A 16,153-nucleotide genomic window follows, 5' to 3' on the forward strand; every position below is an offset into this window, starting at 1 on the left:
TTTAGGTTGAATCGTTATTTATCAGAGTAAACCCCTATTCGATTGCCTTCGGTGTCTGAGAAAAGTGCAAAATATCCACGACCTTCCACCATAATTTTAGTTTTGGGTGTGATGGTACTGCCACCATTCAACTCAACCCTTTTCAAGAAAATATTTATATCGTCATCACTATAAAAATTAATAATCACCCCATCCATTGAAGGTTTATAATCAGGAGAATGAAAGATACAACCTGTAATATTCACTCCATCATCCGGAAAGCATCCCATTTTTTCGCCTCCGCAATCAACAATATTTAGAGTAAAGTCAAAAACGTTTTGGTAGAATTTTACTGCCCTGTTAAAATTACTTGTTGGTATGTCAAACCAACTTATTAGCTTTCTCATGTCTGTATTATTTTAATTGTTAATAATACAGCAAAACTACAAGTCAATGCGTTTGTATAATTGTAAAAAACAGACAATTTATTTTAATTAAAATAATCCGATTGACATTGGTGGTTTACAAAAAAGTCTTTAGGCGTATAACCAGAAAAAGACTTGAAGTCTTTTATAAAATGCGATTGGTCGAAATAACCGTTTTCATAAGCTATTTCAGTTAAAAACATACCATTTGCAGATGAAAAGGTGTTTAATATATTTTGAAAGCGCACTATTTTTATGAACTGCTTAGGCGTTTTGCCTACCATTGCCGAAAACTTCCTTTCAAGGGTCTTTGGAGTAACACAAAGCTTTTCAGACAATGTTGCTGCACTAATTTGCCCTTTACTTTGGTTAATAAACTCAATACCCGATTTTAAAAATAATGAATCTCTTTTGGCAGACACACTTAGTTTTGAAAGTAAGAAGTTTTCAATAATAGCAATTCTTTCATTTAAAAATTGAGCAACACAAAGCTGCTCATATATCTCTTTGGATTTGTTGCCAAAAATACAATCCAGACTAATATTCTGGTTCTCGATTTCAAGAAGCGGGAAGTTGAAAAAATTACATGCTCCGAAAGGATGAAATGTTACACAAATCAGTCCCGTTTCTCCATTTGTTGTTACATCGGCATACGAGTTGCTTATGCCACTAATAAAAAAATTTGTTTGCTTGTAAGTGTTGTTATCGCTACATTTTACCTTAAAACAATTTTTGTGGTGAAACATTAAATCAATATTTCCTGTAGGAATAACACGTTCGCATACATCATCTTCCAAAGAACTTTTCTCCATGACCCAATAATATTTAATAAATTGGGCTAATATTCCTGTTGGCTTGATAATTTGAAAACGCATAACATAATATTTTGATTACAAAAATAGTCCTTTTGATTTAATGTTTATATCCCAGCACTTAATCATCAAGTTGCACAATTTTTTTGCCCTGCTGCTAACGTTTACAGGTAGCCGCAGTGCGGAGTTTACTTGTTATTTCCTTTCTTTTTCACGGCTGAAAGCTGGTTTGCATACTTGCTTACGTGGTCCACCCGCATTGTAGTTGCCGGTTTATTAGTGGCATTAAATTATTATTCTTTATAAATCATCAAAAGGTGATTTTATTTTTTGTAAACTTTTTGTAAATATATGCGTATCTATTCCTGTTGTTTTGCTGTTTTCGTGTCCGGGATAAACCTGGTTTTCTGAAACCAGACAGGCTGTAAACAAATCAACTCTGTTTTTAAACCCCTGTTATTTTATAATTCCTGATTTTTCAAGGTTGTCAATAAGTAGTTTATGCATTTCAATTAATTCCAAAATCATTTCTTTTTCTCCTTCATTTCTTTGAATTACACAAATCATTTCTGCTGTTTTTGTCGAAATGTCTGTTTGATATGATATCGAGTAAACATTGTGTTTAAGTAGTGTTATTTGAATTTCTTTTGTTATAACTCTTTTTACTATGTCAGACCGATTACTTTTAATCAGATAATGTTTGTCAAATTCTGCCCAACCTAATTCAATTTCTGGTTTGTTAAACTTTTTAATGATTTTTTCAATGAAGTCTTCCCAACTCAATATTAGCTCAAAGTCCTGACTTGAAGATAAAGAAATCTGAAATTTTAAAGGTTTTGTGTCTGAAACGGAAATTTTAATATTCCATTTTTTATATGGGATTGAAATATTATGAATTTCAAGTTCGTAACCAGAGTTATGTTTAATCTTAAATTCCCCATTAAATTCGTCTGCAATTTCCTTCCACATTTCTCTTTTCGGAAAGTTGTCAGTATAACCTAATGAAGGTCCTTTGATGATTGTTTGAATTATATTTTTTTTATTTTCTTTAGTCATCGGTCTTTTTGTATAATAGGGGCTGGTATGAAACGTTGCCGATTGCGGGCGATTTCCCCCGCTGAACAGAATTGCAAATTCCGCTCATTTCTTTAGAAAATTCATAATTTCTGCTTTCGCTCTTACTTAATATTGCTTTCATTGCTTTCTGCTTCTTCATTCTGCGAAGTTAAAATTTCCGCTTTGTTCCGAGCGAAATCCCGGTTTAACCGGAACCGCTCAGCAGGGGTTTACTAAAGAATGTTCAAATGTATAACAAATCTGTAAAATGACAAGCTGCATCAGGCATTGGTAATTCATATTTTCACTTTTTCTCAGCTCTTTGGAAACAATAAAAGTTTTATTTGTGATATAGTTTTTTTATTTTGCAGATAATTTTATCAATCGTGTATATAAAAATTCCATAATTGCATAGTTTATTTGCCTGTAAAAAATAAAACCTTGATTTTTGCTTTAAGTTTTTAACGCTGATGAGCAAAAAAAATGTCATATTGCTACACGTCTTCATCTGGCTTTTTGGAGCGTTTTTAAACCTAAGGGATTTTTCGCTGCTTGCCGATCCGGAGTTATTATCGGTTTATCTAATAAGCACACTTTTTTTAGCTGTATCATTTTATACTTTTTACTTTTTTGTAGTTCCTCAGTTTCTGGAAAAGAAAAGATACTATCTGTTCCTGCTGGCTTCATTTATTGCCCTTGTAGTACTTACATTTATCGGCTATTCTTCACTCCTTTTGATAAAGGCAATTTTTATTCATAGTTTTAAAAATTTTTATGGAGTTTACAGCCTTAAAATGCATCTCAGCGGGATGTCGGTAATAGCTATTACTGCTGCATTTGGCACATTATTTAAAGTGATATTAAACTGGCTTAATATTATCAGCCAAAAAGAAAAATTAGAGAAGGAAAAAGCGATAAGCGAACTGGCATTGCTGAAGAGCAAAGTGAACCCTCATTTTTTATTTAATACGTTAAATAATATTGACGCCTTAATTTATGATGATCCGGACAAAGCTTCAAAATCGTTGCTGAAACTTTCGGAAATAATGCGTTATATGTCGTACGAAACGGTTTCGGAATATGTTAGCCTTTCAAAGGAACTCAACTACATTTCCAATATTGTTTCTCTTTACATGTTGAGGGTTTCCAATCCCGAATTAATCAGGCTCGATATTTCGCAAAACTATCCGGATTTGAATATTGCTCCCATGTTGTTTATCCCGTTTATTGAAAATGCTTTTAAATATGCTACTTTTAAGGGGAAAAACGGAGGATTCGAAATTAAGTTTAGAATTGAGGAAGCAAAAATATACTTTACAATTGTTAACCATTACGATACTATTAGAAGAGCATCGGGTTCGCAGTATGGTGGTACGGGTTTAGCCAATGTGAAACAAAGGCTCAAACACATTTATAAAGAAAAATATAGTCTGAATATAACTGATAAAAACGGACTTTTTAAGGTTGAACTAATAATTGATACCAATGGAAATTAAGTGCATTGCTATTGACGATGAACCCCTGGCACTGAAAAAGGTTTCTTCTTTTGTTGAAAGGATTAACGGGCTTACTTTATTGATGACTTTCGACAATGCCTTGGATGCAATCCCATTTCTGAAAGAGGAAAAGGTAGATCTACTGTTTCTGGATATTCAGATGGAGCGATTTACCGGAATACAATTCCTCGAAGCCGTTCAATACCATCCACAGGTTATCATTACCACTGCTTTTGAACAATATGCGCTGAAAGGCTTCGACTTTAATGTTACCGATTATCTGCTAAAACCTTACTCTTTCGAGCGTTTTGTTCAGGCTATAGACAAAGTAATGGAAAACATCAGACTGAAACAAGCCAATGCTACGGAAGATGACCGGAATTTTATCTTTGTTAAAACAGAATACCGGCTTGAAAAGATTTTTTTTGACGAAATACTTTATATTGAAGGGATGCGCGACTATCTGCAAATAGTTACAAAGTCGAAAAGGATTATGACCCTTCAGAATTTTAAATTTATAGAGAGTAAGCTTAAACCGCCCCAGTTTTTAAGGGTGCATAAGTCTTTCCTGGTTTCCGTAAACAGTATCGAAAGCATTGAACGAAACCGGATAAAGATACGCGACCAACTGATTCCGATCAGTATTACTTACAAAGAAGCTTTTTTTAAAACAATTGAAGATAAACTGCCCCCTAAGTTTAATCCGGGCTAAGGATTAAATTACCATCTTATTGAATTTTAAATGATAAAATACCGGTGAATAGCCGGGCGGGATGATTATGTCTTTTAAAAATAAATTTTGCAACAACCTATTGTACAATTATAAATCTTAAAAAAACAATGAGAGCAATGAATAAAATCTTTTTGGCAAAATACGGCAATTACTGGATTCTGTGTGCAGTATTTGTCGTTTCTATTGTTTGCAGGTTGATTTCCACTGCCAGCAGCAATGTAATCCCGGGATTGGGAAGTATGTATTATCCCTTACAGGTGCGATGCCTGCTCGAAAAAGGCACTCTGGGGTTTAATGATATGCCTTTGGTATTCTGGCTTGAAGCATTACTGGCTAAATTAATCATTCTTGTCAGCAACGCTCCGGTGAATAACTGCATTGTGCTGGCATGTAAGCTGGTTAATGTAATAGTACCTTCCCTTATTGTTGTGCCGGTTTTCTTCATAGCCAAATCCGTTTCCAATAACACAATAAAACCATTCTATTTGGCAGTAGTACTTGCGTTATCGGTATTGAATCCTTCTGTTCTTGTGATTTTTGCCGTTGACTTCGATAAAAATGCCATTGGCATGCTGTTCACGTTTACAGCTATTTATTACTTATGGCTGTACATAAACAACAAAAAGACGATGCCCGCTGTGATGGCAGTTTTATCAGTTTTGCTTACTTTATTAACGCACTTTGGGTGCTTTTCTTCATTGTTTGTATTGCTGATTATTTTTGTTTTGGTATCCGGCGTATTTTATTATAAAAACTGGATAGCCTGGTTAAAAAAATCCAGAATACGTATTTTTACAGTCGTACTGGTAATTTGTGTCTTGGCATTGCTTCCGGTTATTGTAAAATTGTACGACAACCAGCGGTTTCTGCATCTGACCTCTTATATCGCCTCACCAATTCAATTATTCTGCCATTCATTTTTCATCTTAATGCTAAAAGGCGAATTTATCTACGACTGGCCCAACATGTTCTTTCTTATCGTTTTAAATTTGTTCTCCGTTCTATCTGTTATTGCCTATTTCAGATTACGGAAACGCATGAGAAAAGAAGAATCCATTTTTTATTTAACCTTAGTTTTATGGTATGTCTTCCTTTCAAGCCCATTCATCAATACTGAGATATACAACCGGTTATTATTCATCTCACTGATTGCTTTAACCATTATCATAATTTTTGTTTTCAGCTATTTTAAACGGCCGGTTAAAATGACCATTGCCATCATCCTGACTTTACTTTTAATCCTTACAGTGGCAACCAATGGCGTACACCGGACTTATATTTCAAAAGAAGAATACGGCGAATTGAAGCAGATGACCAAATTTATTCCGCAACCTTCTTCCACCATTGTATTGGCACAACACAGGCTGGAATTTTGGACAAGCTGGACGCTTCATATCCGGTCCGGGCAACTGAGAGGCATCAAACCAAGTGAATACCCGAAGTATTCAACGGTACTGTACATCGTTCAAAAAAGCAACCAGTATAAGGAAGACGTTCCCAAAGCTGCCGTTTTGATTCATACAGGACAATATTTCGATTTGTATAAAATTTATTCAAAATAGATTTAGCCCAGATCAGGGTTTTGGAAAATGTAAAATGCACTTCCCGGTTACGGAGGCTGATTTTAAAAAATGCTAAACGTGCCTCCCGGTTACGGAGGCTGGTTTCAGAAAATGTAAAACGTGCCTCCCGGTTACGGAAGCTGGTTTCAGAAAATGTAAAACGTGCCTCCCGGTTACGGAGGCTGGTTCCAGAAAATGTAAAACGTGCCTCCCAGTTACAGAGGCTGGTTTCAGAAAATATAAAACGTGCCTCCCGGTTACGGAGGCTGATTTCAGAAAATGTAAAACGTAAAAACCAAAAGAATTACAGAGAATACTGTATGAATGTTATTTTTTAGAATGGTAAATAATCGCACTTAAAAACAGGTATAAGCATTTAATCCAGCTATTATGTAATTTTACATTAAGCTATTGTAGCAAAATGGCAACAACAAACAACCCGTTCATTCACCAGAGGGGATAAACAAAAAAGGAAAATGATTAATTCCCTACGGAAAATAAAACCATTGCGCATTTATATTGTTCTATTGATATTATTACACACAAAATGAAACAGAAAGTATCTTTGGTATTGTCTGGAGGAGGTGCCAGGGGGATTGCCCACATAGGTGTTATTGAAGAGTTGGAGAAGCATGGATTTGAAATAACTTCCGTTTCAGGAACTTCCATGGGTGCACTTGTGGGGGCTGTTTACGCATTAGGAAAAATGGAAGAATACAAAAGCTGGCTATACACCCTTGATAAAAGAAAAGTATTTAGTCTTGTGGATTTTACATTTAGTAAGCAGGGACTGATCAAAGGGGATAAAGTATTAAAGACAATGAAGGAATTTATCCTGGATGCAAATATTGAAGATTTGAAAATATATTATGCTGCTGTAGCTGCGGACATTATTAACAAAAAGGAGGTGGTATTTACCGAGGGAAGCATTTACGATGCCATCCGGGCTTCCATTGCCATCCCTACGGTGTTTACACCGGTAAAGAAGGAAAATGGCCTGCTGGTGGATGGTGGCATCATCAATAATATTCCTATTAATCATGCCAAAAGAACGCCAGGCGATATATTGATTGCGGTAAATGTTAATGCCGACATCCCAGTATTAAAACTAACTATCTCCCAAAAAGAAAGTGAAGTAAAACAGTCAGTATATCAGAAAAAGATCAAAGACTTCTATAACCAATTAAAAAAGACCAAACATAGTCAAAAGGATGGAAAGTTTGGTTATTTTAACCTGATCAGCAAAACCATTAGTTTAATGACTTATCATATCGAACAGATGTTACTCGAAAAATACGCACCGGATATCATGGTTAATATTTCCGGAGATTCCTGTAATACTTATGATTTTTACAAAGCAGAGGAAATGGTTGAAACCGGGCGGCGGGCGGCTGCTACAAGTTTAAAAGAGTACGAAAGCAGGATAAGATAGATACATCAAGAAAAATCCCGGACTTCCGCCGGGACTTATTTTATAAGACAATCATTTTAAGAAGGCAGAGATCAACCAACAACAATATACGAGTTGGAATCAATCTGATACATCTTATCAAAGACAAACAAGGATATAGGCGTTGTGCTCTGATTTTCTATCAGCACTTCTTTCTTTGTTACTCTTATTTTCAGTAAATGTTCCCTGAAAAGGATTTTAAAAGAATAGGCTTCCCATTGCGCAGGAATCATCGGGGAGAAACGTAGTTTATCGTCGTACACACGCATGCCACCAAAGCCCTGAATGACGGTCATCCAGGTGCCGCCCATGCTGGTGATGTGGCAACCGTCGTCGGTATCGTTGTTGTAATCGTCGAGATCGAGACGGGCAGTGCGGAGGTACATCTCGTATGCTTTTTTCTCGTAGCCAATTTTGGCAGCGAGGATGGAATGTACGCAAGCCGAGAGAGAAGATTCGTGTACGGTACGAGGTTCGTAAAAGTCGAAATTACGCTTGATGGTAGCCGTATCAAACTGATTTTCGAGAAAGTATAACCCCTGTAACACATCTGCCTGTTTGATGAAACAGGAGCGCAGGATGCGGTCCCACGACCATTTCTGATTCAGAGGAAGGTCTTTTGGTGGCAGGTCTTTTACAAGTATCTGTTCTTTGTCCAGGTAGCCATCCTGTTGCAGGAATATCTCCTGTTCTTTGTCTTCGGGATAGTACATGTGGCTAAAGATGGTTTTCCACTGTGCTGTTTCTTTTGTTTCGTCGAATTTCAGTTTGGCAATTAGATGCTCGAACTTGCGCGGAGCCATATTTTTAACGTATTCAATAGATTTGCAGGTATATCCTAACGTCCAGCAAGCCATTTTGCTGGTGTACCAGTTGTTGTTGACGTTGTTTTCATATTCGTTCGGGCCGGTAACGCCAAGCATCACATATTTTTTCTTTTCCTGCGAGAAATTTACCCTCTGCGCCCAGAAACGGGAGATAGCAATCAGCACTTCCAGTCCATAGTCAATCAGGTAAGGTTCGTCGCCGGTGTAACGGATGTAGTTGTAGATGGCAAAAGCGATGGCGCCGTTGCGATGTATCTCTTCAAAGGTGATCTCCCATTCGTTATGACATTCTTCGCCGTTCATGGTTACCATGGGATACAGGGCTGCACCACCGCTAAAACCGAGTTTTTCGGCATTTTCGATAGCTTTATGCAACTGTTTGTAGCGGTAAACGAGCAGATTCTTGGCAATCTTCGGGTCGGAAGTAGCAAGATAAAAAGGGATGCAATAGGCTTCGGTATCCCAATAGGTGCTTCCGCCATATTTTTCGCCGGTAAAACCTTTGGGACCGATGTTCAGACGTTCATCTTCGCCGGTATAGGTTTGATTTAGCTGAAAGATATTAAAACGTATGCCTTGTTGGGCTGCAATGTCGCCTTCGATGGCGATGTCGCTTTCTTCCCATTTTTTATCCCAGGCGGCAATTTGTTCCTGAAGCATTCTGTCAAATCCTTTTGACATTACCTTCTGCACGTAAACCGTGCTGCTTTCCACAAGCTTATCTTCCGGATGGTTAAGCGAAGCACAGATGGCAACATACTTTTCGATGGAAAGTGTTTCCTGCTTTTTCACTTTAAACTTTTGGATATTGCCGGTGTATTTTTCTTTTTCCACCGCTTGGGCTGTGATGTTTTGCAGATTTTCCCCAACAAAAACCTGGTACTGCATGATAGCAGATACCACAAAGCCTGTTTTTTTGGTTTTGGCGACTACATAACCGGTTCCGTTTCCGGCTTTCTGACATACCTCGTCCCAAAACTTTTCGTCGTAGTTGGAATCCTGGTTTTTTACATCAAAATCGAGGAACGGCTGAATGGTGATTTCGGCATCGGCATTGGTTACGGTAAGCTGGTAGCGTATGGCTCCGCTCTCGTCATCCACGATGCTAAGCAGACGTTTGGAAGTTAACTGTACTTCCAGGTTGTTTTCCATCACCAGCAGGGCAGTTCTTTCCAGCCAGCCTTCTTTCATGTTCAAAACACGGCGGAATTTTTTGATGGTACAACGGTATAGGTCGAGGCGAACACCATTGATATAAACGTCTATTCCAATCCAGTTAACGGCATTGAGCACTTTGGCAAAATATTCGGGATAGCCATTCTTCCACCAGCCAACACGGGTTTTGTCGGGGTAGTAAACACCCGCGATATAATTACCCTGCAGGCTGTCGCCGCTGTAATATTCTTCAAAATTGGCACGTTGGCCCATCCTGCCGTTGCCGATGCTCATCACACTTTCGGTAATACGGTTGTGCTCCGGATGGAATCCTTCTTCGATGATGCACCATGGGTCGTGTTTGATGTAGCTTTTCATACGTTTTTAATTTGAATGGTAAATTTTTTTTCTTTTTTCTTACCCTTTCGGCGAATACCTGATCTTCAAGTTTACTCCGGAAACCGATCAAAATTTTTCTTTGTGCCTTTGAGACCTTTGTAGTTAAATACTTTTTAAAATTAACCACTAAGGGCATCAAGTACCAATAACTATCGGTGCATCGGAATCACAAAGGCTTTTCAGTCGGTTTCATAGATGGGTCAAACTTTTTATTTATTCTTTTATCATTTTTTTAATCTTTTCCACAGAAACTTCGTCAAAACCAGGAACTACCAGGTGGGCATGTCCCAAGTTTTCGGGCAACCCGATGCCTACTACTTTCATCCCGGCATTCAGAGCCGCCTGTATGCCCGCTCCGGCATCTTCGAAAACCACACATTCAGCAGGAGGTATTCCCAATTCTGCGGCTCCTTTCAGGAAAATCTCAGGATTGGGTTTGGCTTTGGTAACCTTGTTGCCGTCAATAATGGCATCAAAATATTGCATCATACTGATTTTTTCGAGTATAGTCCGGGCATTTTTGCTTGCCGATCCTAAGGCTATCTTTATGTTGTTCTGTTTTAAATATTCCAAGAAGCCAATCACTCCCGGCAGGATTTCGTCCGGGGTCATTTGCATAATATATTCCACATACCATTCATTTTTCCTTGCGGCACAGGCTTCCTTGGATTTTTCGCATAAGGTCTTCCCTCCTATCCCGAGCAGAATCTCCAGCGAAGTCATGCGGCTTACGCCTTTCAAACGTTCGTTATCGTGTTCCGTGAAATCAAATCCCAGTTCATGGGCAAGGCGTTTCCATGCCAGATAGTGATATTTGGCTGTGTCAACTATTACTCCGTCGAGGTCGAATAAGCAGGCTTTCATATAACTGTGAGTTAGGAGCTTGGAGTTAGGAATCAGGGGCATCTCATCGCTCATAGCTCCCAACTCCAGGCTAATTATTTTTGAATATATTCTTTTACAAATACAACAGAAATACCTGCCAGCACCATGGAAGCTCCGGCAATACCAAGCATCAAGATGGCATTACTGCCCAAAGCAGTTAAAACGATTCCGCCAAGCAGTCCTGCTGCAATCTGAGGAATGGTGATGGTAGCATTGAAGAGCCCCATGTACACGCCCATTTTACTTGCCGGCAACGAAGCCGAAAGGATGGCATAAGGCATGGCGAGGATGGCTGCCCAGGCAATACCAACGCCTATCATGGAGAAAAACAGCACATTCTGGTCGTGGACAAAAATCATGGAGATGAGTCCGATCCCACCCAAAATCAACGAAAACATATAAGTAGGCTTCCGTCCTATATGATTGGCAATGCGTGCCATCACAAGGGAAAACAAAGCTGCAAAAACGCTGTAAGCTGCAAAGATTACGCCTGTCCAGTTTCCTGCTGCGTTGAAATCTGCAGAGGTGGAATCAGTGGCAGGAGTGCCCCAGATGTTTTGTGCAATACCCGAAGTAGTGTAAACCCACATCAGGAACAGGGAAAACCAGGAGAAGAACTGAACGATGGCAAGCCTCCACATGGTTACGGGAATGTCCTTCAGTAATGCCCAGAAAGAGGTGTGAGATTTTTCTTCAACTGTAATATTATTATATTCTTCATATTCCTTGGGGGGATATTCCTTAGTAGTAAAAGTAGTTACCAGCACGGTAAGTAACAGTGCTCCTCCACCGAAATAGAAAGCCCAGATTACCGTTGGAGCCACTTTTTCGCCGGGAGCAGGCGTATTGGCAACGCCCAGCCAGGTAAGCACAAACGGAAGCAATGAACCTATCACTGCACCGGCATTGATGAGAAAACTTTGTATGGAATAGCCGATGTTTCGCTGCTCCTCCGATACCATATCACCAACTAAAGCACGGAAAGGCTGCATGGTTACGTTAAAAGAGGTATCCATAAAAAGCAACATGAAAGCCCCGAAAAACAAGGGTGGTACCAGGTAAGCGAAGAACTCGGAATTAGGCATAAAAAACATTGCCAGTGCCGAAACGATGGCTCCACCGAGGATAAACGGGATGCGTCTGCCAAGGCGGGTCCAGGTTTTATCGCTGGAAAGGCCAATGATAGGTTGTACCAGCAAGCCGGCAAGCGGAGCTGCCAGCCAGAAATAACTCAATTGATCCACATTGGCACCAAGCGCCGATAAAATACGGCTGGTATTGCCATTCTGAAGTGAATAGCCTATCTGTACGCCAAGAAATCCGAAACTCATATTCCAGATTTGCCAGAAGCGTAAACGTGGTTTTTGTTTCATCATACAATCAATTTGTTCGTTAAGGAATGATGGAACCCACAAATTTGAATGTTATCGCAAAGCACAATGAGAATGTGGGCTTCATATCTTTACTTTGTTTAGGCTGTAAAGATACTGAATTTTATTTTTTCATAAACGCCCTGTTGCTGGTCTGGTATAAATCACGGTCATCAGGGTGAAAATGACCAAAAAACCTATTCACTTAAGTTTGGGATAAAATATGTTTTCCATCTGCCTGATAATAACCCATTAGGGTATTAATTTATTGTAATTGCGGAAATTGTATTTCCGCTTTGTTTTGAGCGGAATAGCAAATGCCACTCAGCCGGGATCAATAATTAATCGTCTACAACAAAATGTAACATGCTAAAATATTGCAAAAATGATTTGCAACCTTACGCCGAATTCAAGTTATTAAGGCTTCAATCCACTAAACCTGAAATGTGATTATTTGCAGTTTGTCATTTTGAGTCCCATTCATTTAGGGGAAATGAATCAGTTCGGTTTTTTATTCAGAACCTGAAGCGCTAAGAATATGAAAGTTAAAATAGAATACAACAGGGTTATCCTGTCGTCGTCTCAAAAAAATTTTATTAATTGTGTTTGGATAATCTTACCAAAGCCATAAAAATATTTTTTATAGTCAGGGTATAATTGCGGAGACAAAATTAGCAGCATTATTATCAATTATGGTCATGTCGGCGCTGTCAACAAAACCATCGCCATTGGCATCAGTGGCAAGGTATCCCATTGCAAAATTTGCAGCATCGTTATCAACAGGGGTCATATCGCCGCTGTCAACAAATCCGTCCTGGTTTACATCGCCACCATAGGTAACATAAACGCCCAAAACCTCTTTCAGATTATTACCATAGACTTTTGCAGGTGAATCATAAGTGTAATTAAGGGTTCTTCCGGCAAAAGAGATGGGTTGGGCAGTAGTTGTTTCTATACTATTATGGTGTTTTATAGTTACATAGTATGATGCTCTTTTTACCGCGGGAAATATAGCCGTAGCAGTGCCGTTAATGGCAAGGCTAACTGTAGGATTTGTGTACAAAATGTTAGCATAGTCACCTGCGAGAGCACTGTGTAGTTCAATGCTAACCTGGTCGGCAGTTGTACCGGTATATTTATCTCCTGATTCGTCCTGTGCTTTTCGCATGGTGCTACTACCAGCATATAGTCCTTCTGTGAATAAGGAAGTTAAATTAAGTATTTTTTCGGTGCTTTCCCCGGTGAAAGTGCCCAGAGAGGTTAATCCGGTTGCAGATAGCTGATGCAGGCTTGTATTGGCAATAGCATAGGTAGCGGAAGAAGGTACGTTAAACAAACCACAGTAAATGGTATTTTCTGTACCTGAAACATCTGCCGGTGCAGCATAGTTGAAAAGTGCATCGCAAATAAAATTATTTGCATTGGTAGATACTTGCCAATAACGGTTCAGATAGCTATCGGTAAGTCCTGACAGAGGAGCATTTTTAAGTCGAACGCCGACATATTTGCCGCCGGCAAAATTACCAGACGTAAAGTTTAGCGTAGCCGGCGTATATTCTGCAACACCTGTAGTATCACCTATGGGGAAAATAAAACTGCCTGTATCTTTAAACATTTTGCGCAACTCGCCCGTGCCTGTTGCCACAACCATAGCCGATGCAGAAGGAGTTCCTTCAATCGTTGCCGTTGTATCAAGCAGTAGATTACTTGTGTTTAAAGAAACAATGCCATTGGTAAGGGTAAGTGTGCTACTTATAGTTGTATTGCCATACAATTCCAATCCTGCCGGATTGTTTACGGTTAAATTACCTGTAATATTTATTCCTTTGATTTTTTGTACTGTTGTACCTGTTAAATTCAGGGTTCCGTTACCCAAGTTAGAGGCAATGATATTCTGGTTATCGAGATCACCTTTTAAATGCAGTGTACCATGATTGATGAGGGAGGCACCATTTTGGATGATAAGAGAACTGGTATTTATCCAGGAAGTACCAGATGTTATGTATAAAGTGCTGCCACTATTAATTACGCTTTGGGCACTGGCAGGGTAAAGTACTGACAGGTTCAGACAAAAAATGGCAATAGCTTTTGCAACCGGCAAAAAATAATTTCGGATGTTATAACCAAAGTTTTTCACCCGAAAATAATTTATTATTAATATGCCGGATGGAACTTGCATGTTATTATTTTCATGCAGGTTTATGTTTTTATATAAATATGCTCGGTTCATAAGTAGAAATTACCGAATATTAATACTATTTATTGATAGTTAAAAAGCCCGTATAGCCCTAACAAAATAAAAAGGGTCGCTTTTCCATCCGGTATATTGATCGCCGTTATAAAAAGCTTGCATCCATGCCTGTCCTGTAATACTGCTGTATTCAGAAGAACTCCAATAAATGGCATTTGCAAATCCACCTACCAAGGTGCGTTGAGCATATAATAAGTTGAGTTCATCTTTTGAGGGTAAAAACCAATCGCTATAACCGTTTAGTACCAAATCAGAACAAATTTTGGCAGCTATCCCCAAATAGGTACAAGCGGTAACAATTGCTAATGTATTTGCGTTACCCGTACCAACAGCAGTACCCTGCGCCCCATGTATGCTGAATCCTTCACAGCCCCAGGGAATATTCGCTCCCTGGTCTGTTTCAGCTGCAATAAGACCATGTATTCCGGTACCATCAAGATAAAAAACGATACCTCCTCCAATATGCGCTCCCAATGGAATGGAATATGCTGTTCCATTAGTTCTTTCCCATAATATTCCATTGTAATACGCAAGATAGTTATCACTTGTGTTATAAATCATCAAACCGGCTACAGGGTTTGAAATGGAAAACATTTCAGTAGTAGTCATTCTGGGTGGAAGGAATCCTTTGGCTGTTGATTTAACCTCAAGCATCGCACAACTTGCCGGCAGGCTGGTATCGGCACTTATACTCACTTGGGCAAAAGAGCAATTATAGAAAAAGCAGATACCTGTAAATAGAAGCAGAAATGTTTTCATAGTATTTATATTATTATTAATCAAATTATTATTTCACAAAAAATTCATTCGTATTTTTATTTTCGGTTTATTTTGAATAAAAATTTGCGACTACGTTACAAAACTTCTTTTCTGTATGATAAATCCGATATTTATCTTTAGTGGTACTTTATATCAGTTTTCTCATTAGCGTATACCTTTTTATTAAACAGGTTACCAATAAAAAAGGATGCTTTATTTAAAAAACATCCTTTTTTACAATGATTAATTTTTGTAACCCGGAATTCTCATCCTAAGGTCTCCTTATACATTAATGCTGAATTATGATTCTTTTTGTTACTTGAATTTTATCGGATTTAACGGTAATAATGTAAATATCATTGGGAAGATTAGCAACCGAAAGAGCAAACTCGTTGGTATATTCAGTATTTATTGTTTTTGAAAAAGCTTTCAGCCCATAATGGTTGTACATTTCCACAGCATATTTACCTTTTTTAAACTTATTAAAATCGAGTGTCAGTGTAGAAACGGCAGGATTGGGATATGTTACAAGGTCGAAATAATCAATATAGAATATATTGTTGCTTTGATCTGTTATCGCAGAATTACGAACACTGGTAACTTTAACCTTATAACTACCACCAGCTATTACACCAGATGATATAAACCAGTCTAAATAAGTCCCTGGAACGGAATTGGCAATATTCATAACTAAATTATCAGAAGCGTCAAGTAAATCAACTCTTACATCTTCAGTAACGGAAGCACTTTTTGTCCACGTTATTCTTTGTGTGGTTTCAAGGCTCCACTCTTCCCCACCGTCAGGAGCAGTTACAAGAATGGAACCCCCTGGAGTAGTAATTACAATATCGAAAGTAGCATCACTTATATCTGTTACGGTTGCATTCCGTACGCTTGTAACCTTTATTTTGTAGGTTCCTATGGGAACAACTGAAGGAGAAATGTACCAGTAGAGTGTGGTGCCGGGAGCAGAATTGGAAATGTTCATAACCAA

At 38.5% G+C, this 16,153-nt stretch carries 14 protein-coding genes; 4 read left to right on the forward strand and 10 right to left on the reverse strand.

The genetic code is table 11. The features are described 5' to 3' along the window. Positions 1-14: 14 nt before the first annotated feature. The 4 genes from M0R21_09735 to M0R21_09750 form a co-directional block, all read right to left on the reverse strand. Positions 15-386: a VOC family protein gene (locus M0R21_09735; GenBank protein MCK9618100.1), complete on the reverse strand. Its 372-nt coding sequence runs from the start codon at positions 384-386 to the stop codon at positions 15-17. A gap of 83 nt (positions 387-469) precedes the next feature. After that, positions 470-1,279 carry a helix-turn-helix domain-containing protein gene (locus M0R21_09740; protein MCK9618101.1) on the reverse strand — a complete coding sequence of 270 codons (810 nt, stop codon included), beginning with the start codon at positions 1,277-1,279 and terminating at the stop codon, positions 470-472. 393 nt (positions 1,280-1,672) lie between these two features. Then, positions 1,673-2,272, reverse strand: coding sequence for a hypothetical protein (locus M0R21_09745; protein ID MCK9618102.1), 600 nt, complete (start codon positions 2,270-2,272; stop codon positions 1,673-1,675). Beyond that, positions 2,265-2,432, reverse strand: coding sequence for a hypothetical protein (locus M0R21_09750; protein ID MCK9618103.1), 168 nt, complete (start codon positions 2,430-2,432; stop codon positions 2,265-2,267). Before M0R21_09750 ends, M0R21_09745 begins: the two co-directional genes overlap by 8 nt. 331 nt (positions 2,433-2,763) lie before the next feature. On the opposite strand from M0R21_09750, the gene M0R21_09755 reads away from it, so the two are divergent. The 4 genes from M0R21_09755 (at position 2,764) to M0R21_09770 (ending at position 7,495) form a co-directional block, all read left to right on the forward strand. Continuing rightward, positions 2,764-3,768, forward strand: a complete 1,005-nt coding sequence (locus M0R21_09755; GenBank protein MCK9618104.1) for a histidine kinase — start codon at positions 2,764-2,766, stop codon at positions 3,766-3,768. Continuing rightward, a complete protein-coding gene (locus tag M0R21_09760; protein MCK9618105.1) occupies positions 3,758-4,480 on the forward strand; it encodes a LytTR family DNA-binding domain-containing protein in 723 nt (240 codons plus the stop codon). Before M0R21_09755 ends, M0R21_09760 begins: the two co-directional genes overlap by 11 nt. 137 nt (positions 4,481-4,617) lie before the next feature. Beyond that, the gene (locus M0R21_09765; protein ID MCK9618106.1) at positions 4,618-6,063 is read left to right on the forward strand and encodes a hypothetical protein; all 1,446 of its coding nucleotides are present in this window, start codon (positions 4,618-4,620) and stop codon (positions 6,061-6,063) included. 547 nt (positions 6,064-6,610) lie between these two features. After that, positions 6,611-7,495 (forward strand): patatin-like phospholipase family protein, encoded by an 885-nt coding sequence (locus M0R21_09770; protein MCK9618107.1) that lies wholly within the window; start codon positions 6,611-6,613, stop codon positions 7,493-7,495. 71 nt (positions 7,496-7,566) lie between these two features. Here M0R21_09770 and M0R21_09775 read toward each other — a convergent pair whose 3' ends face one another. From M0R21_09775 to M0R21_09800, 6 genes are all read right to left on the reverse strand, one after another. Next, a complete protein-coding gene (locus M0R21_09775) occupies positions 7,567-9,873 on the reverse strand; it encodes a glycoside hydrolase family 65 protein (GenBank protein MCK9618108.1) in 2,307 nt (768 codons plus the stop codon). Between the two features lie 234 nt (positions 9,874-10,107). Continuing rightward, on the reverse strand, positions 10,108-10,758 hold the full coding sequence (gene pgmB / locus M0R21_09780; GenBank protein ID MCK9618109.1) for a beta-phosphoglucomutase: 651 nt from the start codon (positions 10,756-10,758) through the stop codon (positions 10,108-10,110). Between the two features lie 74 nt (positions 10,759-10,832). Continuing rightward, positions 10,833-12,155: an MFS transporter gene (locus M0R21_09785; GenBank protein MCK9618110.1), complete on the reverse strand. Its 1,323-nt coding sequence runs from the start codon at positions 12,153-12,155 to the stop codon at positions 10,833-10,835. 640 nt (positions 12,156-12,795) lie between these two features. Further along, complete coding sequence (locus M0R21_09790) at positions 12,796-14,286, reverse strand: dockerin type I domain-containing protein (protein MCK9618111.1); 1,491 nt, start codon at positions 14,284-14,286, stop codon at positions 12,796-12,798. A 132-nt stretch (positions 14,287-14,418) separates the two neighbouring features. Next, on the reverse strand, positions 14,419-15,159 hold the full coding sequence (locus M0R21_09795; GenBank protein MCK9618112.1) for a DUF1566 domain-containing protein: 741 nt from the start codon (positions 15,157-15,159) through the stop codon (positions 14,419-14,421). A 289-nt stretch (positions 15,160-15,448) separates the two neighbouring features. Then, positions 15,449-16,153 (reverse strand): T9SS type A sorting domain-containing protein (locus tag M0R21_09800; protein MCK9618113.1); only part of this gene is annotated, 705 nt, incomplete at its 5' end.

The sequence above is a fragment of the Lentimicrobiaceae bacterium genome (genome assembly GCA_023227965.1).
GTDB lineage: Bacteria > Bacteroidota > Bacteroidia > Bacteroidales > JALOCA01 > JALOCA01.